20 protein-coding genes and 1 tRNA gene are annotated in these 22,131 nt (G+C 73.8%); 9 read left to right on the top strand and 12 right to left on the bottom strand.

Going from position 1 to position 22,131, the window contains the following annotated elements:
* Positions 1-197: 197 nt before the first annotated feature.
* From O7612_RS23100 to O7612_RS23080, 5 genes are all read left to right on the top strand, one after another.
* Complete coding sequence (locus O7612_RS23100; RefSeq protein WP_282267314.1) at positions 198-2,324, top strand: MMPL family transporter; 2,127 nt, start codon at positions 198-200, stop codon at positions 2,322-2,324.
* Positions 2,314-3,555 (top strand): FAD-dependent oxidoreductase, encoded by a 1,242-nt coding sequence (locus O7612_RS23095; protein ID WP_282267313.1) that lies wholly within the window; start codon positions 2,314-2,316, stop codon positions 3,553-3,555. The genes O7612_RS23100 and O7612_RS23095 overlap by 11 nt, the downstream gene beginning before the upstream one ends.
* Positions 3,556-3,686: 131 nt before the next feature.
* Positions 3,687-3,763 (top strand) — tRNA-Ile (locus O7612_RS23090).
* A gap of 302 nt (positions 3,764-4,065) precedes the next feature.
* Positions 4,066-4,257, top strand: coding sequence for a type II toxin-antitoxin system HicA family toxin (locus O7612_RS23085; protein ID WP_282267312.1), 192 nt, complete (start codon positions 4,066-4,068; stop codon positions 4,255-4,257).
* A gap of 15 nt (positions 4,258-4,272) precedes the next feature.
* On the top strand, positions 4,273-4,713 hold the full coding sequence (locus O7612_RS23080) for a type II toxin-antitoxin system HicB family antitoxin (RefSeq protein ID WP_282267311.1): 441 nt from the start codon (positions 4,273-4,275) through the stop codon (positions 4,711-4,713).
* 169 nt (positions 4,714-4,882) lie between these two features.
* On the opposite strand, the gene O7612_RS23075 is transcribed toward O7612_RS23080, so the two are convergent.
* A complete protein-coding gene (locus O7612_RS23075) occupies positions 4,883-6,238 on the bottom strand; it encodes a PHB depolymerase family esterase (protein WP_282267310.1) in 1,356 nt (451 codons plus the stop codon).
* A 300-nt stretch (positions 6,239-6,538) separates the two neighbouring features.
* Between O7612_RS23075 and O7612_RS23070 the strand changes: the two genes are divergently transcribed.
* Positions 6,539-7,555, top strand: a complete 1,017-nt coding sequence (locus tag O7612_RS23070) for a PaaX family transcriptional regulator C-terminal domain-containing protein (RefSeq protein ID WP_282267309.1) — start codon at positions 6,539-6,541, stop codon at positions 7,553-7,555.
* 12 nt (positions 7,556-7,567) lie between these two features.
* Here O7612_RS23070 and O7612_RS23065 read toward each other — a convergent pair whose 3' ends face one another.
* The 9 genes from O7612_RS23065 to O7612_RS23025 all read right to left on the bottom strand — a co-directional run bounded on the left by O7612_RS23065 (position 7,568) and on the right by O7612_RS23025 (position 17,091).
* Positions 7,568-8,176 carry a hypothetical protein gene (locus tag O7612_RS23065; protein ID WP_282267308.1) on the bottom strand — a complete coding sequence of 203 codons (609 nt, stop codon included), beginning with the start codon at positions 8,174-8,176 and terminating at the stop codon, positions 7,568-7,570.
* Between the two features lie 80 nt (positions 8,177-8,256).
* The gene (locus O7612_RS23060; RefSeq protein ID WP_282267307.1) at positions 8,257-11,508 is read right to left on the bottom strand and encodes an ATP-binding protein; all 3,252 of its coding nucleotides are present in this window, start codon (positions 11,506-11,508) and stop codon (positions 8,257-8,259) included.
* Positions 11,505-12,155, bottom strand: coding sequence for a hypothetical protein (locus O7612_RS23055; RefSeq protein WP_282267306.1), 651 nt, complete (start codon positions 12,153-12,155; stop codon positions 11,505-11,507). The genes O7612_RS23060 and O7612_RS23055 overlap by 4 nt, the downstream gene beginning before the upstream one ends.
* Entirely contained in the window at positions 12,142-13,167 is a 1,026-nt protein-coding gene (locus tag O7612_RS23050) for a DUF559 domain-containing protein (RefSeq protein ID WP_282267305.1), read from the bottom strand. Before O7612_RS23050 ends, O7612_RS23055 begins: the two co-directional genes overlap by 14 nt.
* A gap of 252 nt (positions 13,168-13,419) precedes the next feature.
* Complete coding sequence (locus O7612_RS23045) at positions 13,420-14,439, bottom strand: hypothetical protein (RefSeq protein WP_282267304.1); 1,020 nt, start codon at positions 14,437-14,439, stop codon at positions 13,420-13,422.
* Complete coding sequence (locus tag O7612_RS23040; protein WP_282267303.1) at positions 14,436-15,794, bottom strand: hypothetical protein; 1,359 nt, start codon at positions 15,792-15,794, stop codon at positions 14,436-14,438. The genes O7612_RS23045 and O7612_RS23040 overlap by 4 nt, the downstream gene beginning before the upstream one ends.
* A complete protein-coding gene (locus O7612_RS23035) occupies positions 15,791-16,096 on the bottom strand; it encodes a DUF6403 family protein (protein WP_282267302.1) in 306 nt (101 codons plus the stop codon). Before O7612_RS23035 ends, O7612_RS23040 begins: the two co-directional genes overlap by 4 nt.
* Positions 16,097-16,252: 156 nt before the next feature.
* Positions 16,253-16,783 carry an SRPBCC family protein gene (locus tag O7612_RS23030; RefSeq protein WP_067306777.1) on the bottom strand — a complete coding sequence of 177 codons (531 nt, stop codon included), beginning with the start codon at positions 16,781-16,783 and terminating at the stop codon, positions 16,253-16,255.
* 2 nt (positions 16,784-16,785) lie between these two features.
* A complete protein-coding gene (locus O7612_RS23025; protein WP_067306780.1) occupies positions 16,786-17,091 on the bottom strand; it encodes a metalloregulator ArsR/SmtB family transcription factor in 306 nt (101 codons plus the stop codon).
* Between the two features lie 96 nt (positions 17,092-17,187).
* On the opposite strand from O7612_RS23025, the gene O7612_RS23020 reads away from it, so the two are divergent.
* Positions 17,188-18,117, top strand: coding sequence for an LLM class F420-dependent oxidoreductase (locus tag O7612_RS23020; RefSeq protein WP_067306783.1), 930 nt, complete (start codon positions 17,188-17,190; stop codon positions 18,115-18,117).
* Between the two features lie 15 nt (positions 18,118-18,132).
* Here the strand turns inward: O7612_RS23020 and O7612_RS23015 are convergent, their stop codons facing one another.
* The gene (locus O7612_RS23015) at positions 18,133-18,501 is read right to left on the bottom strand and encodes a hypothetical protein (protein ID WP_067306786.1); all 369 of its coding nucleotides are present in this window, start codon (positions 18,499-18,501) and stop codon (positions 18,133-18,135) included.
* Positions 18,502-18,721: 220 nt separating this feature from the next.
* On the opposite strand from O7612_RS23015, the gene O7612_RS23010 reads away from it, so the two are divergent.
* On the top strand, positions 18,722-19,969 hold the full coding sequence (locus tag O7612_RS23010; protein WP_282267301.1) for an FAD-binding protein: 1,248 nt from the start codon (positions 18,722-18,724) through the stop codon (positions 19,967-19,969).
* Between the two features lie 141 nt (positions 19,970-20,110).
* Positions 20,111-20,971: an AraC family transcriptional regulator gene (locus tag O7612_RS23005; protein ID WP_282267300.1), complete on the top strand. Its 861-nt coding sequence runs from the start codon at positions 20,111-20,113 to the stop codon at positions 20,969-20,971.
* Here the strand turns inward: O7612_RS23005 and O7612_RS23000 are convergent.
* The gene (locus O7612_RS23000) at positions 20,968-22,107 is read right to left on the bottom strand and encodes a site-2 protease family protein (protein WP_282267299.1); all 1,140 of its coding nucleotides are present in this window, start codon (positions 22,105-22,107) and stop codon (positions 20,968-20,970) included. The genes O7612_RS23005 and O7612_RS23000 overlap by 4 nt on opposite strands.
* Positions 22,108-22,131: the final 24 nt, after the last annotated feature.

Raw genomic sequence — 22,131 nt, 5'->3', positions numbered from 1 at the left:
CCCTCCGCCCCCGCCGCTGCGGCACCCGCCCACCGTGGCACCCGCCCGCCGTGTGCCGCTGGTGTCGCCCGTGGTCCGCAGCGGGTCGGATGGGCGGTTTCAGCTCCGAACGGGGTATTCGGGCGGCAGGATGACAACTGTCGACTTAGACTCCCGCTGCGTCGATTGGTGCGTCGAAATCGAGGGGTGGGCGGAGGATGGCCGGTGGACGGGGCCGGAGCGCGGCCACGCTGACCGCCGTGGCGGTCGTCCTGGCCTGGCTGCTCGTCGGCGGGGTCGCCGGGCCGTACGCGGGAAAGCTAAGTGAGGTCGCGACCAACGACAACGCCGCCTTCCTGCCCGCCGACGCCGAGGCGACCCGGGCGCAGGAACTGGCCGCCGGCTTCGTCGCGGAGCCGACCACCCCGGCCCTGGTGGTGTACGCGCGCAGCACCGGCATCACCCCCGCGGACACGCAGCGGGCGGTCGCCGACAGCGCCCGGTTCGCCCGGGTCGACGGGGTGGTCGGGCCACTTCCCCCACCGATCCCCAGTCAGGACGGGCAGGCCCTCCAGGTGGTGGTGCCGATCGACGACTCGGAGGGGGAGCGGATCGGCCAGGTGGTCGACGAACTGCGGACCATCGCGGGAGGCGACCGTGACGGGCTCACCGTGGACGTCGCCGGCCCGGCCGGGCTGCTCGCCGACCTGATCGAGGTCTTCTCCGCCATCGACGGGCCACTGCTGCTGGTCACCCTGGTGGTGGTGCTGGTCATCCTGCTGATCGTCTACCGCAGCCCGGTGCTCTGGATCTTCCCGCTGCTGGCGGCCGGGATGTCGTACGCGCTGGCGTCGGTCTTCGTCTACCACCTGGCGAAGGACGACGTGATCAAGCTGAACGGGCAGGCGCAGGGCATCCTCACCGTGCTCGTCTTCGGCGCCGGCACCGACTACGCGCTGCTGCTGATCGCCCGTTACCGGGAGGAACTGCACCGACACCAGCGGCCCTGGGCGGCCATGCGCGCCGCCTGGCGGGGTGCCGCGCCGGCCATCGCCGCCTCCGGTGCCACCGTCATCGTCAGCCTGCTCTGCCTGCTGCTGTCCAGCCTGAACTCCAACCGGGCGCTCGGTCCGGTGGCCGCCATCGGCATCGCCGCGACCCTGCTGGTGATGCTGACCTTCCTGCCTGCCCTGCTGGTGCTCGGCGGCCGGTGGGCGTTCTGGCCGCGTACCCCCGGGATGGACCGGGCGGATCCCCAGGCCGAACACGGGCTGTGGTCCCGGATCGCCCGCTTCGTCGCCCGACGGGCCCGGGTGGTCTGGCTGACCACGGCCGGTGTGCTGGCCCTGCTCGTCCTCGGCCTCACCCAGCTCGGCGCCACCACCCTCGGCCAGTCCGAGCTGTTCACCGACCGCACCGACTCGGTCGCCGGGCAGGAGGTGATCGCCCGGCACTACCCGGCCGGCACCGGCAGCCCGGCGACCATCTTCACCCGGCAGCAGAGCGCCGCCCAGGTGGCCCGGGTCGCGCAGGGCGTGGCCGGGGTGGCCGCCGTCCGTCCGGTGACCCGGCAGGACCAGAGCGGCCCACCGGACCCGGACGCCGCACCGCTGGTCGTCGACGGACGGGTGCAGCTGGAGGCGACCCTGACCGACCCGCCGGACAGCGACGCGGCCGAGCGGACCATCCGGGACCTCCGTGAGGCGGTGCACCGGGTGCCGGCCGCCGACGCCGTGGTGGGCGGGTTCACCGCGATCGACGTGGACACCTCCGACGCGTCCACCCGGGACCGCAACGTGATCATCCCGGTCGTGCTGGCGGTGATCGCGGTGATCCTGGCGCTGCTGCTGCGGGCGCTGGTCGCGCCGGTGCTGCTGATCGCGACGGTGGTGCTGTCGTTCCTGGCCACCCTCGGGCTGTGCGCGGTGATCTTCCGGTACCTGCTGGACTTCCCCGGGGTCGACGCGTCCTTCCCGCTCTTCGCGTTCGTCTTCCTGGTCGCCCTGGGCATCGACTACAACATCTTCCTGATGAGCCGGGTCCGCGAGGAGTCGGCCCGCCGGGGCACCCGGGCCGGGGTGCTGGCCGGGCTGACCGTCACCGGCGGAGTGATCACGTCCGCCGGCATCGTGCTCGCCGCCACCTTCTCCGCGCTGGCCGTCCTGCCGCTGGTGGTGCTGGTGGAGCTGGGTGTGGCGGTGGCGGTCGGCGTCCTGCTGGACACCATCGTGGTCCGCTCGCTGCTGGTGCCCGCGCTGGCGTACGACATCGGGCCGAAGGTCTGGTGGCCGAGCCGGTTGTCCCGGTCGGCGCGCGACGACACGGAGGTGGAACGTGGCCGGTGAGACGGACGTGGTGATCGTGGGCGGTGGCCTGGCGGGGCTGGCGGTCGCCCGCCGGCTGCACCGGGCCGGCGTGCCCTGGCGGCTGCTGGAGGCCGGCGACCGGCTCGGCGGCCGGGTCGCCACCGACACCGTGGACGGCTACCTGCTCGACCGGGGTTTCCAGGTGCTCAACACCGCGTACCCGAGGCTCGGCACCCTGCTCGACCTGGACACCCTCGACCTGGGATGGTTCACCTCCGGGGTGCTGGTCCGCCGGGGTGACCGCCTCGACCGGCTGGTCCACCCGGTGCGCGAACCCGGAGGCGCACCGGCCACCGCGTTCGCCGGCGTCGGCTCGCTGCGCGACCGGCTGCGCTTCGCCGCCCTCGCCGCCGGCTGCGCCACCCTGCCGGCGCACCGGCTGCTCACCGCGCCGGAGACCACCAGCGAGGCGGCCCTGCGCCGGGCCGGGCTCTCCGACACCATCATCGAGGAGCTGATCCGGCCGTTCCTGTCCGGCGTGCTGATCGACCGCGAGCTGGAGACCTCCAGCCACGTGCTGGCGATGATCCTGCGTTCCTTCGCCCGGGGCCGGATCGGCCTGCCGGCCCGGGGGATGGCCGCGCTGCCGCAGGCCGTGGCCGCCCCGCTACCCGCCGACCTGGTCACCCGCGCCGCGCCGGTCACCGAGGTCGCCCCCGGCCGGGTCCGCACCCCGACCGGTGAGATCCGGTGCCGCGCCGTGGTGGTCGCGGTCGACCCGGCGGCGGTGGGCACGCTGCTGCCGGCTCTTCCCCGGGTACGCACCCACAGCTACACCACCTACTACCACAGCGCCCCGGCAGCGCCGTTGGGCGAGCCGATCCTGCTGGTCGACGGCGACCGGCGGGAACTCGTCGCCAACACGGTGGTCGTCAGCCGGGCCGTGCCGTCGTACGCCCCGCCCGGCCGGCACCTGGTGGCGACCTCGGTGGTCGGCCCGTCCGCCCCGGCCGAGCCGGTGGTCCGGGGCGAACTGGAGCGCCTGTACGGATGCTCCACTGCCGACTGGGAGCACCTGAGCACGGTGTCGATTCCGGACGCCCTGCCCGCCGCGCCACCGCCGCAGGGCCGGCTGCGCAAGCCGGTGGCGCTCGGCGACGGGCTCTTCGTGGCCGGCGACCACCGGGACAGCCCGTCCATCCAGGGGGCGCTGGCCAGCGGCTGGCGTACGGCCGGGGCGGTGCTCGCGGAACTCCGCGCGGCGGGCTGATTCGGGTGCCACCGGGGCGACTGCTGACTGTTATTCTCGCGTAGCCCATCGTGCCGTCAGGTGTCGCCGGGCGTGCCGGTTCGGTGGTGGCCGGTGGTCCGCCGGGCGGGTTACGATCCGGCGCGGCATCGGGGGCGGTAGCTCAGCGGGTTAGAGCAGGGGACTCATAATCCCTCGGTCGCGGGTTCGAACCCCGCCCGCCCCACCAGCGAGAACGCTGGATCGACGATTTTCGCGTGGGGCTGCTCGTGGTGTGAGCGCGACACGGTCTGTCCCCGTGGGGACAGCGGACGGGCGTGCGGAGCGGCAGCGAGGCGAGATCGAGGAGTTGCCCAGCGGCTCATTGCGGGCGAAGCGCTACGCGGGCATCGACCCATCACCACAGGGTGGCACTACCTGACCGAGGCAATCCGCAGATGCCAACGTCGTGAGGCGAATCAACCAGTTGAGCTGGGGAAACGCATGTCTATCTTGCTAGACTGAGTGCGTCTAGCACGCTAGACTGCCGGTATGAAGCGGGCCGACCTCATCATGAAGATCGGCAAAGCTGCCGCGAACGCCGGCATCGGCTTCGACCTCATACGCGAGGGTTCCCACCACAGCATCTACCGCTACGGCAGCCAGCAAGTCGTCATACCGCGACATAGGGAGATCAACGAACTGACCGCGCGAGGTATTCTGCGCGACCTCGGCCTGAGGTAGAAGGGACTGACGCCGATGACGAAGTACACCGCCGTATGCGTGCGTTCGGGGAAGTGGTGGTCGATCAGCGTCCCCGAGCTGCGTGGTGTTCACTCGCAGGCGCGCAGGCTCGACCAGGTTGAGGACATGGCTCGTGAAGCTGTCGCCCTGATGCTCGACGTGTCGCCGCGCAGCTTCGAGGTTGAGGTTCGACCCGAAATCTCGGCCGAAGTGGCAGCGGCCCGACAGGCGCGGGCCAAGCTGGTGGAGGCTGAGCGGTCGGCGGAGAGGGCAACGGTTGACGCGGCGAAGACGCTGCTGGAACAGGGTTACACGGTGCGGGATGCCGGGAGTCTGCTGGGCATCTCTCCGCAACGGGTCTCGCAACTGACGTCACCGCTTCGGCAGGTGAGGCGGGCCGGTCGGAGCCCTCAGACGGCGCGGTCAGCGGCACGGAAGCGTAAGGCTGTTTCCTGATCATCTTTTGTGCCACCGGTAGGCCGGCCATCGGCCAGTAGTCGGCTCCGGAAACGCCGAACTGCCGGCCGAACAGCAGATCCCCGGATCCGCCGCCCGACCCGAACCGGGTCGGGCGGCGGTCCATCTCCGGAGGTGACAGTCCACCTCCGGAGCTGGGTCGCGCCGGTCAGGCGACCGTGCAGGCCGCGCCGTTGAGGGTGAACGAGGAGGGCTTGGCGGTGTTGCCGGTGTGGGTGGCCTGGAATCCGATGTCGACCGACCCGCCGGCCGGGATGGCGGCGTTGTAGCTGGCGTTCCTGGCCGTCACCTGCCCGGACGAGGGCGTGTAGGAGGCGTTCCAGCCGGAGGTGATGGTCTGCCCGCCGGGCAGGGTGAAGACCAGGGACCAGCCGCTGACGGCGCTGGCACCGGTGTTGGTGATGGTGATGCTCTCGGTCAGCCCGGAGTTCCAGGCGTTGACGGTCGCGGTGACCCGGCAGGCCCCGGAGGCCGGCGGCGTGGTCGGCGGCGGGGTGGTGACCGGCGGCGTGGTCGGCACCGGCGGGGTGGTCACCGGGGGTGTGGTGGGCGTCGGGTTGGTCAGGCCGAAGAACTGGAGGGCGACGGCGGCCATTCCGCCCGAGGGCAGGCTGTGCCCCGCCCCCTGGACGCTGTACGCCTCGACCAGGACGTTACCGCTGGCGTCGGCGTACCGGCGGCGGTTCCAGTTGGCCTGCGGGGTGTCGGTGGAGGTGGGGGTCTGGCTCAGTCCGAACACGTTGGTCCACTGCTCGATGGTCTCCTGGAGCAGGGAGTACGGCACCAGCGTGTCGGCGGTGCCGTGCCAGAGCTGCACCTTCGGGCGCGGACCGGAGTAACCGGGGTACGCCTGCTGCCGGACCGCGTCGCCCCACTGCTGCGGGGTGCGGTTCATGCTGCCGTTGGTGCACTTGCTCGCGCCGGGCGGGTAGTCGGCCGCGTTGGCGAAGCAGTTGTAGGGAACCCCCATGAACGCGGCACCGGCGGCGAACACGTCGGGGTAGAGCGCCAGCATGTGGTTGGTCATCATGCCGCCGGACGAGCTGCCGGTGGCGTACACCCGGCGGGGGTCGCCGCCGTACTGCCGCTGGGCATAGTTGATCATCGAGACGATCGACACCGGGTCGCTGCCGCCGCCCCGCCGCTTCGCCGCGTCCGACCAGGTGTCGAAGCAGTTGCCGAAGCCGGCCTGCTGCATCGCGGACGGGTAGATCACGATGTATCCGTACCGGTCGGCCAGCGAGGCGAACTCGCTGCTGGAGTAGAAGCCCGGACCGGTCCCGCCGCAGCCGTGCATGGCGACCACGACGGCCGGGTTGGCCGGGCGGGTGTCCGGCACGTAGATGTGCATCCGCATCCGTCCGGGGTTGTCGCCGAAGTTGGTCACCTCGACCAACGACGCGGCGTACGCCGGTTGGAGCGTCGGTATCACCAGGGCGGCCGCCGCCAGCGTCGCCACCAGTGGCGCCGCCAGGGCGAGCAGCATCTTGCGTCTGATCTTCATGCGCGTGACTCCCTCACAGGTCGAGATCGGCCGCGCGTCGCTGCGGCACGGGTGCGCCCGGTTGCCCGTGTCGTCCGCGCAGGCCTGCTACGGCTGGCATGCCCTGCCCCGGCCCAGGTGGCATTGCATGGCACTTAGTGTTCTCCTCGGCCCGACAAGTGTCAATCGAATGACCTCGATACACTGGGCGGTCGCCGAGGTCGCCCCGGATCCACCCCGGACCCGCGTCCCGGTAGGCGTGCCCGGCGGTGCCGTCTACAGTCGGTGCCACCGTCACCGAGCCGAGCCCGGAGCGTCCCCGTGCCACACCCGTTCGACATCGAGGAGATCTTTCCCGACGACGGGGACCACCCGGTGCGGCTGCCCCGCCGGCAGGCCGGCAACTCACCCCAGGGCGTCGCGGTGACCCTGCTGGCCGACTACACGCTGCGGACCCGGGCCTGGCTGCCGTCCGCCGCCATCGTCGCGCTGCTCGCCGAGTCGCACGTCAGCCTCGCCGGGGCGCGGACCGTGATCAGCCGACTGGCCCGCCGGGGCGTCCTGGAGGGCAGCCGGCAGGGACGGCGCAGCTCGTACCGGCTCAGCCGGTCCGCCGCCGTCAGCCTCTCCGTCGGCGGGAGCTGGGTGATGGCCGCCACCACCACGACCCAGGCGTGGGACGAGTGCTGGACGCTCGTCGCGTTCTCGCTGCCCCAGGAGCGCAGCGCGCAACGGCGGGCACTGCGCGGGCAGCTCCGCTGGCTGGGCTACGCGCCGCTGTACGACGGGCTGTGGATCTCGCCGCACGAGCTGACCCCGAAGGCGCGGGCCCAGCTCACCCAGCTCCACCTCGGGGCGGTCACCGTGTTCCGCGGTCGCCGGGTCGACCTCGACGCGGTCGCCGGCCGTGACCCGCTCGAGGCCTGGGACGTCGCGGCGGTCGCCGAGCAGTACGAGAGCTTCCTGCGGCGGTGGCGACCGCTCCTGCCACGGATCGCCGCCGGCCAGGTCGACGGCGCGGAGGCGGTCCGGGCCCGGACCGAGGTGATGGACACCTTCCGTCGTTTCCCCACCCTCGACCCGCAGCTACCCCTGCGGCTGCTGCCCGCGGGCTGGCTGCGCGGCCCGGCCCGGGAGACCTTCGCCGCCGTCTACGACGGACTCGCCGACACCGCAGAGCGGCACGTCCGGGCCGTCGTGGCACGGTTCGCCGAGGGTACGCACGCCGACGTCCGGGCGCACACCACCGCCGACCTCCTCGCCGGCCTCTCCGCCACCGAACCCCCGGGCGCCGCGTCCGCGGCCACCGACCTGGCCGAGTCGTCCCCGTCGTACTGACCCGGCCCCGTTCTAGAGCTTCAGCCCCTCGACGGTGCCGAGGTCGTACCAGGTGAGGGAGAACTCGCTGCCGGAGGGCGGGACGACCGGGAACACGCCCCAGCTCTCCAGGACCGCACCGGAGCGCAGGGTGAAGTCCTCACCGGGCCGCTGCGAGGTGCAGTACGTGTCGACCGGGTAGACCTGCTTTCCACCGGCCAGCGTGAGACGCGACGACCGGAGATCCGCGGCCGGTTCCGGGCAGCTCAGCGACCATCCGTTGGCCGCACTGCTCTGGTAGCGCAGTCGTACCCGCAGCTTTCCCTCCGTGGTCACCTCCAGGCCGGTGACGGTCGCTCTGTTCGCTCCGTCGTCGTAGAGGAGACGACTCGTCGGCCGGAGGCCGGTTCCCGCCGACTGCGGGGCGGCCGTGCTCTCCTCCGCGCTGGGGCCGGTCGTCGGGGCAGGGCTCCCGGAGGCCGGCGGCGCGGAGCTGGAGAGGGCGTCCGCGACGGATGACCCGAGGTCCGGGTCCGTGGAAGCTGGCTCCGGCCCGCCGAACTTCAGCCAGGCCAGCACGGCGGCGCCGAGCACCGCGACGACGACGCCGACAATCACCTCGACCAGGTGCTTCCGCAACATCGATGATCCTTACTGCCGGTGGACAGGCGCCCTCCACGCTAGATCCCGCGGGCAAGAACCGCAGGTCGGCCGCCGTCGGCTCACCGCCGACGGGCCCGGTCCAGCACCTCCTCGGCGGTGAGTGGGCTGCGGGGATGGTGGCTCAGCGACAGCGGAGTACGGATCTTCACCGGCGCGGCCCCCTCGGCGGCGAGGTAGAACTCGCCGGTGGTGAGCCGGGAGATGTCCGCGACGTCACCACCCTTGGCCTTCGCCATCTCCCGGGCGGCCTCCATCTGGATCGGGCTGTTGAGCCGCCCGTAGAGCTGGGTCGCCGCGTTGCCCGGGATCCGGTTGTGCAGCCCCTTCGGCGACTGGGTGGCGAAGATCAGACCCAGGCCGTACTTGCGGGCCTGCGCCGCCAGCGCCAACGTGCTCTGGGTGCACGCGGTCATCGCGCCGGACGGGGCGAACGTCTGTGCCTCGTCCATCACCAGCAGCCCGAGCAGCGGCCGGTCGTTGGCCGGGTGCCGCTTGATCCAGGCGAACAGTGCCATCTGCAACTGGTTGACGAACCCCTGCCGGGCCTCGTCGGACTGCAGACCGACGAGGCTGACCACGGAGATCCGGGCCCGCCGGCCCGGCTCGGGGGTGAGCAGCAGACCCGGGTCCACCGGGCTGCCCTCGCCACCGAACAGCGGATCGTTGACCATCGCCGCCGCCAGCGACTGCGCGAGCCAGCCGCCGATCTTGTCCGCCCCGTCGATGTCGAGCAACCCGTCCGGCAGGTCGGCGAGGGTGTCGACCAACCCCTGGACCCGGGTGCCGCCGCGGCGGCCGTAGTGCTCGACGGCCTTGCGCAACACGGCCAACCCCAGCTGGACCTTGCTGGTCCGACCGGTGAGCTGGGCACGAGGGGCCAGCGCCACGACCGCCGCCTCCACGGCCTCGTGGAACTCGTCGGGGTCGTCGAGCACGCTGCGGAAATCCGGTAGCGGCTGGAAGCTCAGCGGCCGACCCGTCGACCGGCGCGGCGTCCACACCCGCACGTCGGTCCCGGCCAGGTAGTCCCGGGCCTTCTCCGCGTCCCCGGCCCGCCACTGCGACGGCGGCTCCGGCCACGCGTCACCGAGCCGGGCCAGGTCGTTGTTGGGATCGAGGACGATCGCGGAGACCCCGGCGAGGGCGCACTCCTCCAGGATCCGTCGGATCAGCACGGTCTTGCCGGAACCGGAGCCGGCGAAGATGGTGGTGTGCTTCCGGAGGGCCTCCAGCGGGAGCGGCACGGGCTCGTCGCTGCGATGGTCGTACCCCATGGTGAGGTACGGACCGGACCCCCCGCCGTCCACCGGCCCCGCTTCCCCCTGCCCGGCCTCCACCTGGCTCGCGTCGGCCGGTCCGGCATGCACCTGGCCGGCGTCGGGCGGTCCCGCTTCCAGCGGCCCGGCGTCGGCGGGTACGGGTGGCTCCGGCGGTGCCGAGGGGGTGGCCGGGGCGTCGCCGGAGGCGTCGGGGAGCCAGTCGGCGACGGAGGCGAGGGCCAGCCGCAACACGGTGAGGTCCCGGGTGGGCCGGCGGGCGGTCAGCCAGCCCCGGATGTCGCCCGGTGCCTCCGCCAGCATGACCTGGAGGGCACCGAGGATGCGGAGATCCTCGGCCTCCAGCGGGAGGACCGTCCCGCCGGCCCGGGTGAAGGCGGTGACCGCCTGCTGGGTCTTGGCCCCGCTGGACCAGTCCCCGTTACGGAGCAGGAAGAGCCGGCGTCTGGTGATCCGGGCGTCGAGCCCCGCCACCGTGCAGGCCTTGCGCAGCCGGGCGAGCGCGGCGACGGCGTGGTGTTCCGCGCTGACCGCCCGGAAACACCAGTGGACCTGGTCCTCGGTGGCCTCGTCGAGGGTGAGCCGGAGCCGGGCGTGCAGCGGCGGCTGGGCACTCGGGGGCGGGTCCACGCTGAACGCCGGACCGCCCTCGCCGTGTTCCATCACCCAGGCGGTCAGGCCTGCGGCGAGCAACCCGGGGACCAGGCTGTCCTCGCCGTCGCGGGTCAGCGGACCGGACACGTCGGCCTTCCCCTTGAGCTGGGCAAACCTCGCGTCGAACCGGTCCAGATCGGCCTCGGGGGCGGTACGCGCGGCGGGCGGTCGCGGGGCCGCCGGGTCACCGAGCCGGGTCAGTTCGCGGACCTCGCCCGCGTCGAGACAGGCCCGGATGTGCCGGTCGATGTCGATCAGCAACTGTCGGGGGGTCATCCCCTCGGCCTGCGCGAAGGCCTCAGGCCGCACCGGCCACGAGGGATACGGCGGGACGAAGCCGAGATCGGCGAACCGGGCGGCGAGCCGGCGTTCGACGAGTTCCCGGGCCAGGGCGGCGTCGTGGATGGTGCTGAGCCGGGGCGGGGTGCGGAACCGGTCGCTCACCGTGTCGACCGTCCGGCTCCCGATGATCGTCCACGAGGTCGGCAGGCAGGCCACCAGGGTGAGCGTGCGGCGGGTCACCTGGCGCAGCGACATCAGGCCGTCGGCGATCCGGGCGTGCACGGCGGCCTGCTCGGGGTCGTCCGGTGCCCCCGGCCGGGTGTGCAGGACGTCACCGGCGGCCACGGACTGCGCGATCAGGGTGTCGATCTGGTCGACGGCCACCACGGAGGGGCCGGTCAGCGCCAGGAGCCAGGAGAGTTCCTGGACGATCTGCTGCGCGCCGCGTGGTGTCCGGCGCATGCCCCAGGCGGCGCGTTCCCCCGGTTCCCCCTCCTCGCCGGAGGCGAAGTAGTTCTCCGCGATGTCCCGGTGGGCGACCTCCTCGGAGGCGCTCAACGCGAGCGCCCGGGCGGTCTCCCGGCAGGTGCGCGTCACGTACGGGTCGTGCCCGGCCAGCCCCTCGACGAACGCGTCCAGGGCGGCCCGGGTCAGCGTGGTGTCACCCATCACCGCCCGGCGGGCCGACCGGGGCGCCCCGACCAGTGAGGAGAGCCGGCGCAGCAGCAGCCGGAGCTGGCTCTCGCTGCCGGGCACCGGCCGGGACAGCCCGTCGACCAGGGCGGCGAGCACGCTGTCCCAGAAGCCGTGCGCGTCGAGCAGGCCGACCAGGAAGAAGTAGCCACCCTGCTGCTGGACCTGCTGGCGGACCCAGCCCAGCAGGTGGGTCTTGCCCGAGCCGCGTTGCCCCTGCAACACCAGCCCGATCGGGCTGGCGTCGGCGCTGTCCCGGGCGTCGGCGACACCGCGCAGCACGTCGCGGACCACGGCGCGGTGCAGGCCCTCCACGTGGAACGGCGAGGGCCGCCACACGTCGTCGGGCACCGGTGCCCAGTCGAACCTGAGCGCCGCCAGGGCGGCCTGCTCCGCCTCGGTCATCCCACCCCCATCGCCAGCAGGTGCTTGTCCTGGCCACCGAGCCGCAGGGCCGCCGCCACGTCGGCCGGGGTCAACCGCTTCTGGTTGGACTCCGGAACGATGTCGACATCCGGTTCGCGCTCCAGCTCCCGCAGCGCCTCGTCGAGGTCGGCGGTGTCGACGTCGCCGAAGAAGGGGCGCAGCCGGGTGAGGCTGACCCAGGCCCCCGGCTCGGCGGCCAACGCGTCGTACGCCTGCCGGATCCGGGTACGCAGCACCTCCCGCCGGTCCGTCCGGGGCACGGCGGCCCGCACGTCGGTCAGCGCGAACATCTCGCCGAACGACTGGTAGTCGCCGCGTCCCATGACCCGGTCGCGCAGGTTCACCTGCAACGCGGTCAGCGCCCCGCCGAGGGTACGACCCGCCGACGACTGGAAGTTCAGGTTCTCCTGCACCCGGAGCCAGCCCTTGTCGGCGAGCTGGTGCAGGAAGGTGTTGCCCTCCCGGCGGCTGTCCACGTAACCGAGCCGGTTGAGCTTGTCCCGGTAGGACTTGCGGATATCGACGCCGTACCGCTTCCTCAGCTCGGTGTTGGACACCTCCCGGGCCTCGGCCATCAACACGAGCAGGATCGCGCCCTCGGAGGGGGTGAGGTCATCGCCGGACATGGGGGGTTCCTTCCGCCAGGGCACGACGCCGGGCACGGACCAGGGTGCCGATCTGGTGCACCACCGCGCCGACGTCGTGGTTGATTCGGGCATTGGTGAAGCGCAGGACGGCGTACCCGTCCAGTTGCAACTGCACGTCGCGCTGCCGGTCCGCCTCGAACCGGGCCGGTCGGCAGTGCTCCGGCCCGTCGATCTCGACGACGCACCGGGCGTCGGGCCAGAGCAGGTCGGGGCAGACCGGGGGTGCGAGGGGGTGGGACTGGAGGTACCGGTTCCAGACCCGTCCCGCCGCCCAGCTCTCGACGGCCAGGGCGGCCTCCAGCGCCGCCTCGGTCGCGCTGCCGGGATGCGGTCGTCCCACCACCTCCGGGTACGGCGTCGGCACCGGTCGGGGCCGATCGTCCGCCGACCGGATGAGCCGGACGCCGGCCACCCGGTCGGTGTGCCGTAACGGGGTGCCGACCAGCCACACGCCGGCCCGGCCGTGGTCGCACAGCCATTCCGCGCCCGCCACGAGGGCGTGCTCCCCGGCCGGGTCGAGGCCGGCGGGCACCTCGATCAGCAGGGTGACCCGGGAGCGGCCGAAGCCCGCCGCCACCACCCGGACCAGCCCCGGACAGCGGACCCGGAGGGGGAACGGGTCGACCGGCGGCCGGCGGCCGGACACCGCCACCGTGGCGAGGTGCGCCAGGAACGGCGCGTGGTGCGGGGAGCCCCGGGACCGCCGGACCGCCGCGGCCCGGACGGCCGCCAGGCCGAACGGATCGGCCCGGGGGACGTCCGCCGCCTCCGGAAGCCACCCGGGCAGCAGCGCCACCGCCACCTGTTCCAGCTCGTCCAGGACGGCGCAGACGACGGTCCCGGGGGTACGGGCCGGACCGGGGCGCAGGACGACGGCCGCCGGGCCGGCGGCTTCCCCGGTGGCGGTCGCCGCGATCGTGTCGGTGGGCACCCCGGCGAGCTGGACGACGCGGTCCACCGGCACCGCGGCGAGTTGGCGGGCGAGACTCACGGCAGGTCACCGGGGCGGACCGGGATCGCCTTCCTCCGGTGGAGAACCGCCGTGCTCCTCGGGAGAACCGCCGTGCTCCGGGGGAGATCGGATCGGGCGCAGCTCAGCGGTCCTCATCCTCCCGTGTGCCATCGGACGAACCCGAACACCCTACGAAGCGGTCCGCCGCCGACGCCAGAGCCGCCGACGGTCAGTCGTGCTTCGGACACACCGCCGCGTCCCGGACGGTGGTGGGGCCGGGTCGTCCGACCGCTACGGGGTGGGCGGGGCGGGTTCTCCGTCGGCGAGCGACTGCGCCTGCCGGCTGAGCGACTCGACCCGGGCGGTCAGCGCCCGGACGGCCGCGTCGTCGGTGCCGTCCAGGGTCGCCAACCGGTCGAGCAGGGCGGCGTGGTCCGAGGTCAACTGCCGGTAGCGGCGGACGAAGCCGCTGTCGTCGCCGTCCCGACGGGCGGTCAACAGGGCGTACCGCGGATCGAGGTCGATGATCTGCTGGGCGAGCCCGGCGGTGGCGGCGCTGAGCGCGCTGCGGCTGTCGGTCAGCTCGTCGCGGCGGACCCGGCGGGCCGCCGCCAGCCGGCCCGCCCGCCGGCCGCCGAGGTAGAGCGCGGTCGCGGCGGCCACGACGCCCAGCACGGCGGCGACGGCGAGCAGGAAGCGGGGCAGCGACGGGCTGATCGTCCGCGCGCCGTCGGGCACGGTGCCCGCCCTGACCAGCCGGTCGTAGTTGACGGCGATGACCTTCACCGCCTCCAGCGGGCGGTCGGCGAAGGTGTCGATGCCCCGCCCGATGACCATCTCCGCGGCGGCGGCCTTGCCCAGGTTCTTCTTCTCGTACCCGGGCACCAGGGCGCAGCCGTAGGTGTCGTAGTCGTCGCCGTCGCGGCTGAGCACCAGCACGACCGTCCCGTCGGCGGCCCGGTGCACCTGCTTGCAGGTGTCCCGCAGGTCGGCGTCGGGGGAGCGCAGCACCACCACCAGCCGGCGGTTGCCGATGATCCGTTCGGCCGCCGCCCGGTCCACGTCCAGCCCCGGGTCGGCGTAGAACGACGAGGTGCGCACCTGCCGGGCGACCGGACCGTCCAGCGCCCCGCCGCTGAACAACGCCCAGCCGGCCAGCACCAGGCAGGCCAGGACGGCCAGGCCGAACGGGGTACCGAGCAGGCCGACGACGCGCCGCCGGGAGGAGGCGGCACCGGTCCGCCGGGAACCACCGGCACCGGTCCGCCGGGAGGGGGCGGCACCGGTCCGTCGGGAGTCGGAACGGGTCATGACAGCCGGCCTCGCAGGTAGTTGTCCGGGCGGTAGCTGGCGATGCCGACCTGGCGGGCGGTGTCGTCCAACTCGGCCGCCGCCTCGTCGAGCAGGCCGCGTACGTGCCGGGCGGGCAGCTTCTCCTCCCACGCCGACCGGGCGGCCTGGAGGGCGACGATGCCCCGGGTCAGCGCCGGGTTACTGCGGGCGTCGGTCAGCAGGGACACCTCGACGGCCAGCGCGGTCAACCCGGCCAGCCGGACCGGGGCGGCGTCGCGTCGGCGTCCCGGCCCCCGCCCGGGGCGGCGCAGCGACCGGGCCGACAGGACCAGGAACGCCGCCACGCAGCCGGCGAAGAGCCACGGCAGCGCCGGCAGCGCCACCCGCAGCGGATCGGCCGGCCGGTACGGCAACGGCCGCTCGAACAGGCCGGCGTAACGGATGTCGGTGACCCGGTTGAGGTAGACCCCCAGCACGTTGCGCTGCGGGTAGTCGGAGCGGCTGAGCACGCTGGCGAACTGGCCGTAGAAGCTCGCCCCGGCCAGCTCCGCGAAGTCCGCCGCGCCGGGGCCGTGGTACTCGATCCACAGGCCGTACATCACCACGATCGGCTGGTCGGGGAAGCGGGCGCTCAGGGCGGGGCCGTACCGGGGCAGCGGGTCGCCGAAGCGCTGCGGGGGCAGTGCGACGTACCACGCGCCGGCCGGGAAGGCGTTACGGGCGGCGGCCTCGGGTACGTCGGTGAGGGTCGCGCCGGGGGCGACGTGCCGACCGGTCGCCCGCAGGTCGGTCAGCACGGCGGTCAGCTCCGGCCCGCTCGGCTCGCGCCAGCGCAGCTCGTCCCGGTCGGCCGGGGCGGGCTCCTTGCGCAGCGCGGTGATCAGGGTGAGCAACAGGTCGGTCACGTCCCCGGTGGCGAACTGCGCCCGCCAGGCCGGCAACGTGTCGGAGCTGGCCTGGTAGAAACCGCCGCTGACCTCGGTGCCGATCACCCGGATGGTGGCGTTCTCCACGTCCCGGACCCGCTCGCGTTCGTCGGAGTCGAGGCCGGGCGGGGCGACCAGGATCCGGGTGTCGCCGGCCACCTCCCGGACCCGCTGCTCGTTCCAGTACGCCACCGAGCCGGGCAGGCGTACCACCGGCGCGGCGGCGACCAGCGCGGTCATCTCGTCCACCGACGGCACGGTGGCCCGCTCGGTGGTGCCGGCGGTGTCCGTGTCGACCCCCGCCGTCGACGACGGCGACCGTCCGTAGCTGACGTCGATGCCCTGCTGCCGCTGGGCGAGCAGGAAGACCACCAGCACGAGCACGGCGACCCCGAGCAGCGTCCAGCGCACCGGCTCCGCCCAGCGGCGGTACCCCCGGGCGGTCACCGGTGCTCCCGCCACAGCCGGTCGGCCCGGCGGGCGTGCTCGGCCGCCTCCCGCGCCGCGTCCGGCCCGCCGCGGGCGCCCGCGAGTGACTCGGCACGGGCGAACAACCGTTCCGCCTCGGGGACCCGGTCCGGGGCGGCGTCCCGGCTGACGGCCGCGCTGTCGATCGCCGCGCGGGCGGTCGACCAGGCGGTGCGGCGCTGCTCCGCCCGGGCCCGGTGGTGGGGCAGCAGGGTCGTCACCACGCCCGCGGCCACCAGCAGCACCGCGCCGGCCAGCCAGAACAGGTAGGGGTGTGCCATGGGCTCCAACCGTCCGACGGGTCCGGGGAGACTCCCCCGGGGGTGGTCGGACCGAGTCTCGCTGATCGGGTCAACCCGCGCCACACGGCCCCCGACCAGGGCGGTTGCGGCTGCGAAGGGTGGTGTGACGGTGATCGTGAGTGGCCGGGGCGCGGGTCAGCCGTCAGCGAGCTCGCGGGCGTACGTGTCGCGCAACTGCGCCCAGCCGTGGGCGAGGGCGGCGCGGCCCCGGACCGGGCCGACCGGGTCGCCGGCGAGCAGCCGGTCGGCGACGTCGACGCAGAGGTGCCAGCCGGCGGCCACCATCGGCAGCGTCCCCCGGTCGGCGACGGTGTGCCACAGGGTGAGGCGGGTGCCGTCGGCGGTCGGGGTCAGCTCCCAACGGAGCAGGTCCCCACCCCAGGTGTGTTCCAGCAGGCGCGGCGCCTCGGCCCGGCGTACGGTGGCCGGCTGCGCGTCGGTCGTGTCGCCGTCGACCAGGGTGAGCACCACGTCGCCGGGGGTGCCGAGGTCACGGTCGGCCAGGAACGGCGCCCACTCGCCCAGTTGGGCCGGGTCGGTCAGCGCCGCCCAGACCCGCTGTGGCGGGTGCCGCAGTTCGCGGACGAAGCGCAGGGTCCACCGGTCGTCGGCGGGGGTCGCGGTGACCTCGGCCGGTGGGCCGGGGCGCAGCGGGGCAGGGTCCATGGTCACTCCTTGTCGAGGTGACGCTCCAGGGCGTCGAGGTGGGTCTCCCACATCCGCCGGTACGGGGCCAGCCAGCCGTCCACCGCTCGCAGTTGACGCAGGTCGAGCCGGTAGATGCGGTGCTGGGCGACCGTCCGGCAGGAGACGAAACCGGCCTCGCGGAGCACCCGCAGGTGCTTGGAGACGGCCGGCTGGCTCAGCTCCAGGGTGTCGACCAGCTCGCCGACGCTGCACTCGGCCTGCCGGAGCGTGTCGAGGATGCGGCGGCGGCTCGGCTCGGCCAGGACGGCGAAGGCGTCAACGGACACGCAGGCAATATGCCCCCATCGGCATATTCCTGTCAAGGCATATGCTGGTCCGGCGGGGCCTGAGCGGGTGTGCGCCCGGCTCCCTATGCTCGGGGCATGGAACTGCGGATCTTCACCGAGCCCCAGCAGGGCGCCAGCTACGACCAACTGCTCACGGTGGCCCGCGCCGCCGAGGACGCCGGCTACGGCGCGTTCTTCCGCTCCGACCACTACCTGGCGATGGGGTCGGCCAGCGGCGAGCCCGGCCCCACCGACGCCTGGACCACCCTGGCCGGGCTGGCCCGGGACACCTCCCGGATCCGGCTCGGCACGCTGGTGACGGCGGCCACCTTCCGGCTGCCCGGTCCGCTCGCCATCACCGTCGCCCAGGTCGACCAGATGAGCGGCGGCCGGGTCGAGCTGGGCATCGGGGCCGGCTGGTTCGCCGACGAGCACACCGCGTACGGCATCCCGTTCCCGTCGGTGGGGGAGCGCTTCGACCGGCTGGAGGAGCAGCTCGCCGTGATCACCGGGCTGTGGGCGACCCCGGCCGGCGAGACGTTCGACTTCGCCGGGACGTACTACCCGGTCGCCGACTCCCCGGCGCTGCCCAAGCCGGTGCAGCAGCCCCGCCCGCCGATCCTGCTCGGCGGCAAGGGACCGAAGCGCACCCCCCGGCTGGCCGCCCGGTACGCCGACGAGTTCAACCTGCCCTTCGTCTCGCTCGACGAGACGGTGGCCCAGTTCGGCCGGGTCCGCGCGGCCTGCGCCGAGGTGGGCCGCGAACCGGGCACCCTGCGCTGGTCCAACGCGCTGGTGCTCTGCTGCGGCCGGGACGACGCCGAGGTGGCCCGCCGGGCCGCCGTCCTCGGCCGGGAGCCGGCCGAGCTGCGGGAGAACGGCCTCGCCGGCACCCCCGCCGAGGTGGTCGACAAGATCGGCCGGTACGCCGAGGCGGGCAGCGAGCGGATCTACCTCCAGGTGCTCGACCTGGCCGACCTGGACCACCTGGAGCTGGTCGCCGCCGAGGTGATGCCGCAGGTGTGACCCCGGTCGGCGCGGTCAGCGGCGACGGGTGACCCCGCCCGGTTCGCGCAGCACCGTGTCCAGCCGACCGTCCCGGTCGCTGTCCAGGTAGGTGATGTCCGGTACGCCGTCCCCGTCCAGGTCGAACTGGACCACGTCGGCGATGCCGTCGCCGTCCAGGTCCGTCACCACCTGCGTCGACCCGTCCAGGTGGTGGGTGACGATCGAGTGCGCCCCGGTCTCCACCGGCCGGGGCGCGGGCGGCGGCTCGGGTGCCGGCGCGGTCCGGGTCGGGTACGCCGTGGGCGGGGCGCCGGTCGGCTCCGGGCCGATCCCGGTCGGGTCGATCTCCTCCTCCGACGGGTAGACGTCACCGTGCAGGATGGGGTCGGGATAGCTGCTCATCGCGCCATGGTTCCCCGTCGACGGCACCGACAACCGTGCCGGAGCCGGTCCGGCCGCGCACCGCCCAGCGGCGGCCGGACTTCGCCACCGCTGCGCGCGGGTACAGTTCCGACGTGATCGACACACCGGTGAGACACGTCCAGGCGGCATCCGACCCGGCGCGACGCCGGGCCGCCGGTGCCGGCCGCCGCAGCGTGGCCCGGCCCGGGGGCGGTGCGGCGTGAGCGGCGTCGCACGGCGCAACTGGGCCGGCAACGTCCACTACGCCGCCCGTGCCTTCCACCAGCCGACGACGCTGGACGAGCTGCGCCGGCTGGTCGCGGGCAGCGACCGGCTCCGGGCGGTCGGCAGCGGCCACTCGTTCAACCGGATCGGCGACACCACCGGCGACCTGGTCTCGCTGGCCGGGCTGCCGCCCACCGTCGAGATCGACCGGGAGCGCGGCACGGTCACCGTCGCCGCCGGGCTGCGCTACGGGGACGTGGCGACCCGGCTGCACGAGCAGGGACTGGCCCTGGCCAACCTCGCCTCGCTGCCGCACATCTCGGTGGCCGGTGCGGTCGCCACCGGCACCCACGGCTCCGGCGACGGCAACCGCAACCTGGCCGCCGCCGTGGCCGGGCTGGAACTCGTCACCGCCGACGGGGAGGTGCTCACCGTCGACCGGTCGGCCGGCGACCGGTTCGCCGGCATGGTGGTCGCGCTCGGCGCGCTCGGCGTCGTCACCCGGGTCACCCTGGACGTGCTGCCCACCTTCACCGTCCGCCAGTACGTGCACGAGGGCCTGCCGGTCGGGTCGCTGGACGCGGCGTTCGCCTCGGCGTACAGCGTCAGCGGGTTCACCACCTGGCGCTCGACGGACATCGACCAGGTCTGGCGCAAGCAGCTCGCCGACGCCCCGCCGCCGGAGCCGGACTGGCTCGGCACCACCCCCGCCGGGCAGCCGGCGCATCCGGTGCCCGGGATGGACCCGGTGAGCTGCACCCCGCAGTTCGGCGAGCCCGGCCCGTGGCACGAGCGGCTGCCGCACTTCCGGCTCGGTTTCATGCCGAGCAGCGGCGACGAGCTCCAGTCCGAGTACCACCTGCCCCGGTCGGCGGGGGCCGAGGCACTGGCCGCGCTGGACGGGATGCGGGACCGGATCGTCCCCGTGCTGCAGATCTGTGAGCTGCGAACGGTCGCCGCCGACGAGCTGTGGCTCAGCCCCAACCAGGGGCGCGACACGCTGGCCGTGCACTTCACCTGGGTCGCCGACACGGCGGCGGTGCTGCCCGTGCTGGCCGAGGTCGAGGCCCGGCTGGCCCCGTTCGCGCCCCGCCCGCACTGGGGCAAGGTGTTCACCCTCGACCCGGCCCTGGTCGCCGCCACCTACCCCCGGTACGCCGACTTCGCCGCCCTGCTCACCGAGCTGGATCCGGCCGGGGTGTTCCGCACCGACCTGCTCGACCGCTACTTCCCCCGGCCCTGAGCATCCCGGCCGCCACGCCCCACCGGGCACCCGGCTGCCGCTTCCCCGGACCCGGGCACCCCGACCGCGGCGGGCACCGGAAGTCGGGTCCGGCCGTTGCCGGCCGCCTAGCGTGGATCACGCAAGGGGAAGGAGACCAGGTTGCTGGACCGGCTGAACGAGGCACTGGCGCACGTGGAGCGGCACCTCGACGAACCGATCGAGGTGGCCGACCTGGCGCGGATCACGCTCACCTCGGAGTACCACTTCCGACGGATGTTCTCGGCGCTGGCCGGGATGCCCCTGTCGGAGTACGTCCGTCGGCGGCGGCTCACCATCGCGGCGGCCGAGGTGCTGGCCGGGGAGCGGACGTTGCTCGACGTCGCCACCCGTCACGGGTACGGCTCGACCGAGGCGTTCACCCGGGCGTTCCGCGCGATGCACGGTGTCGGGCCGGGCGAAGCGCGGCGCACGGGGGCCGCGCTGCGTTCCCAGCAGCGGTTGTCCTTCCGGCTGGTCGTCGAGGGGAGTGGCAGCATGCGGTACCGAGTGGTGGAGAAGCCGGCGTTCCGGCTGGTGGGTAAGCGGGCCCGGGTGCCCCTGGTGCACCAGGGGATGAACCCGGCGATCGTGGCGTTCGTCAAGGGCCTGCCGGCGGAGACGAAGGCCCGGATCGAGGCCCTGTCCGACCAGGAGCCGGCGGGCATCGTCAACGTCAGCGACCTGCTCGGCGAGGACCGGTCCGAGGGCGTCGAGCTGGACTACTGGTACGGCGCGGTGACCGGCGCGGACGTGCCGGACGACCTGGAGGCGCTCGACCTGCCGGCGGGGACCTGGGCGGTCTTCGACACCTCCGGCGAGTTCCCGGCGGCGGTGCAGAACCTGTGGCGGGACGTGTTCACCCAGTGGTTCCCGTCCAACCCGTACCGCAGCCGGCCGGGGCCGGAGATCTCCAGCACCCGTCTGTCGGCCGACGGCACCCACGCCGACGCCGAGCTGTGGATCCCGGTGGAGCGGAACTAGCGGCGTCCGGCGGGCTGGTCGCGGAGGCTGGCCCGCTGGACGGCCCGGCTGATGTCGCTGGGGGAGACGATGCCCACGAGCTGGTCACCGGTCACCACCAGCGCCCGGCCGTCGGCGCATCCGGTGAGCCGGGGGAGCAGGTCGGTGAGCTGCTCCTCCGGCCGGGCCAGCACCAGGTCGCCGGCCCGGCAGGACACCTCACCCAGCGTGGTGGCGGCCCGCCGGTCGGTCGGGGTGCCCCGGACCCGGTCCAGGGTGACCAGGCCGACCGGCCGACCGTCCTCGGTCAGCGGCAGCGCCGTGTGCCGGTACGCGAAGAGGTAGTGGTCGACGAAGTCGGCGACGGTCAGGTCCGCCGAGGCGGTCTGCGGCTGCGGGGTCATCACCTCGCCGACCCGGACACCGGACAGCGCGCTGCCCAGCCTGGCCTGCCGATCCTCCACTCCGGCCGCGCCGATCAGGAACCAGCCGATCAGCGCCAGCCAGATCCCGCCCACCCCGTAGCCGGCCAGGAACTGCCAGAGACCCAGGCCGATCAGCAGCACGCCGAGCACCCAGCCGGCGCGGGCGGCCACCACCGATGCCCTGGCCCGGTCGCCGGTGGCCTTCCAGACGGCGGCGCTGAGCAGCCGGCCGCCGTCCAGCGGAGCGGCGGGCAGGATGTTGAAGACCGCCAGCAGCACGTTGATCCCGGCCAGCCAGGACACCGAGCCGAGCAGCAGCCCGTCCTGCCCGGCCAGGGCCAGCAGCACCGCGACGGCCCCGAAGAAGACCCCGAGGAGCAGGCTGACCAGTGGCCCGATCCCGGCGATGCGCAGCTCCGCGCCCGGGTCGGGGGCCTCGCCGCGCAGTTCGGCGACGCCGCCGAAGAGCCACAGCGTGATCCCCGCCACCTCGATACCGTGGCGTTTCGCCACCACCGCGTGGGACACCTCGTGGGCCAGCAGGCCGAGGAAGAAGACCACCGCCGCCGCCAGCCCGGCCGCCAGGTACGCCCAGCCGGGCCGGTCGGGGTACGAGCGGGGGAACTGGTCGGCCGAGAGCAACCACCCGATCAGCGCGAAGATGACCAGGACGCTCCAGTTGACCCCGACGGGCACCCCCGCGATCCGGCCGAGCCGGAAGGTCGCCCTCATGCCCCCGTCATACCCGGCGACGCC

Origin of the sequence: Micromonospora sp. WMMD987 (assembly GCF_029581435.1) — a bacterium.
GTDB lineage: Bacteria > Actinomycetota > Actinomycetes > Mycobacteriales > Micromonosporaceae > Micromonospora > Micromonospora rifamycinica.
Note: the sequence above shows the minus strand (reverse complement) of the source record. Positions and strands in the feature narration are given on the sequence as shown.

Bases quoted from the DNA above. Each gene is read 5' to 3' on its own strand.
- O7612_RS23065 (WP_282267308.1), bottom strand. From the start codon at position 8,176: ATGTTGCGGAAGCACCTGGTCGAGGTGATTGTCGGCGTCGTCGTCGCG.
- O7612_RS23035 (WP_282267302.1), bottom strand. From the start codon at position 16,096: ATGGCACACCCCTACCTGTTCTGGCTGGCCGGCGCGGTGCTGCTGGTG.
- O7612_RS23000 (WP_282267299.1), bottom strand. From the start codon at position 22,107: ATGAGGGCGACCTTCCGGCTCGGCCGGATCGCGGGGGTGCCCGTCGGG.
- O7612_RS23080 (WP_282267311.1), top strand. From the start codon at position 4,273: ATGACGAAGTACACCGCCGTATGCGTGCGTTCGGGGAAGTGGTGGTCG.
- O7612_RS23075 (WP_282267310.1), bottom strand. From the start codon at position 6,238: ATGAAGATCAGACGCAAGATGCTGCTCGCCCTGGCGGCGCCACTGGTG.
- O7612_RS23100 (WP_282267314.1), top strand. From the start codon at position 198: ATGGCCGGTGGACGGGGCCGGAGCGCGGCCACGCTGACCGCCGTGGCG.
- O7612_RS23020 (WP_067306783.1), top strand. From the start codon at position 17,188: ATGGAACTGCGGATCTTCACCGAGCCCCAGCAGGGCGCCAGCTACGAC.
- O7612_RS23015 (WP_067306786.1), bottom strand. From the start codon at position 18,501: ATGAGCAGCTATCCCGACCCCATCCTGCACGGTGACGTCTACCCGTCG.
- O7612_RS23055 (WP_282267306.1), bottom strand. From the start codon at position 12,155: ATGTCCGGCGATGACCTCACCCCCTCCGAGGGCGCGATCCTGCTCGTG.
- O7612_RS23030 (WP_067306777.1), bottom strand. From the start codon at position 16,783: ATGGACCCTGCCCCGCTGCGCCCCGGCCCACCGGCCGAGGTCACCGCG.
- O7612_RS23045 (WP_282267304.1), bottom strand. From the start codon at position 14,439: ATGACCCGTTCCGACTCCCGACGGACCGGTGCCGCCCCCTCCCGGCGG.
- O7612_RS23085 (WP_282267312.1), top strand. From the start codon at position 4,066: ATGAAGCGGGCCGACCTCATCATGAAGATCGGCAAAGCTGCCGCGAAC.
- O7612_RS23060 (WP_282267307.1), bottom strand. From the start codon at position 11,508: ATGACCGAGGCGGAGCAGGCCGCCCTGGCGGCGCTCAGGTTCGACTGG.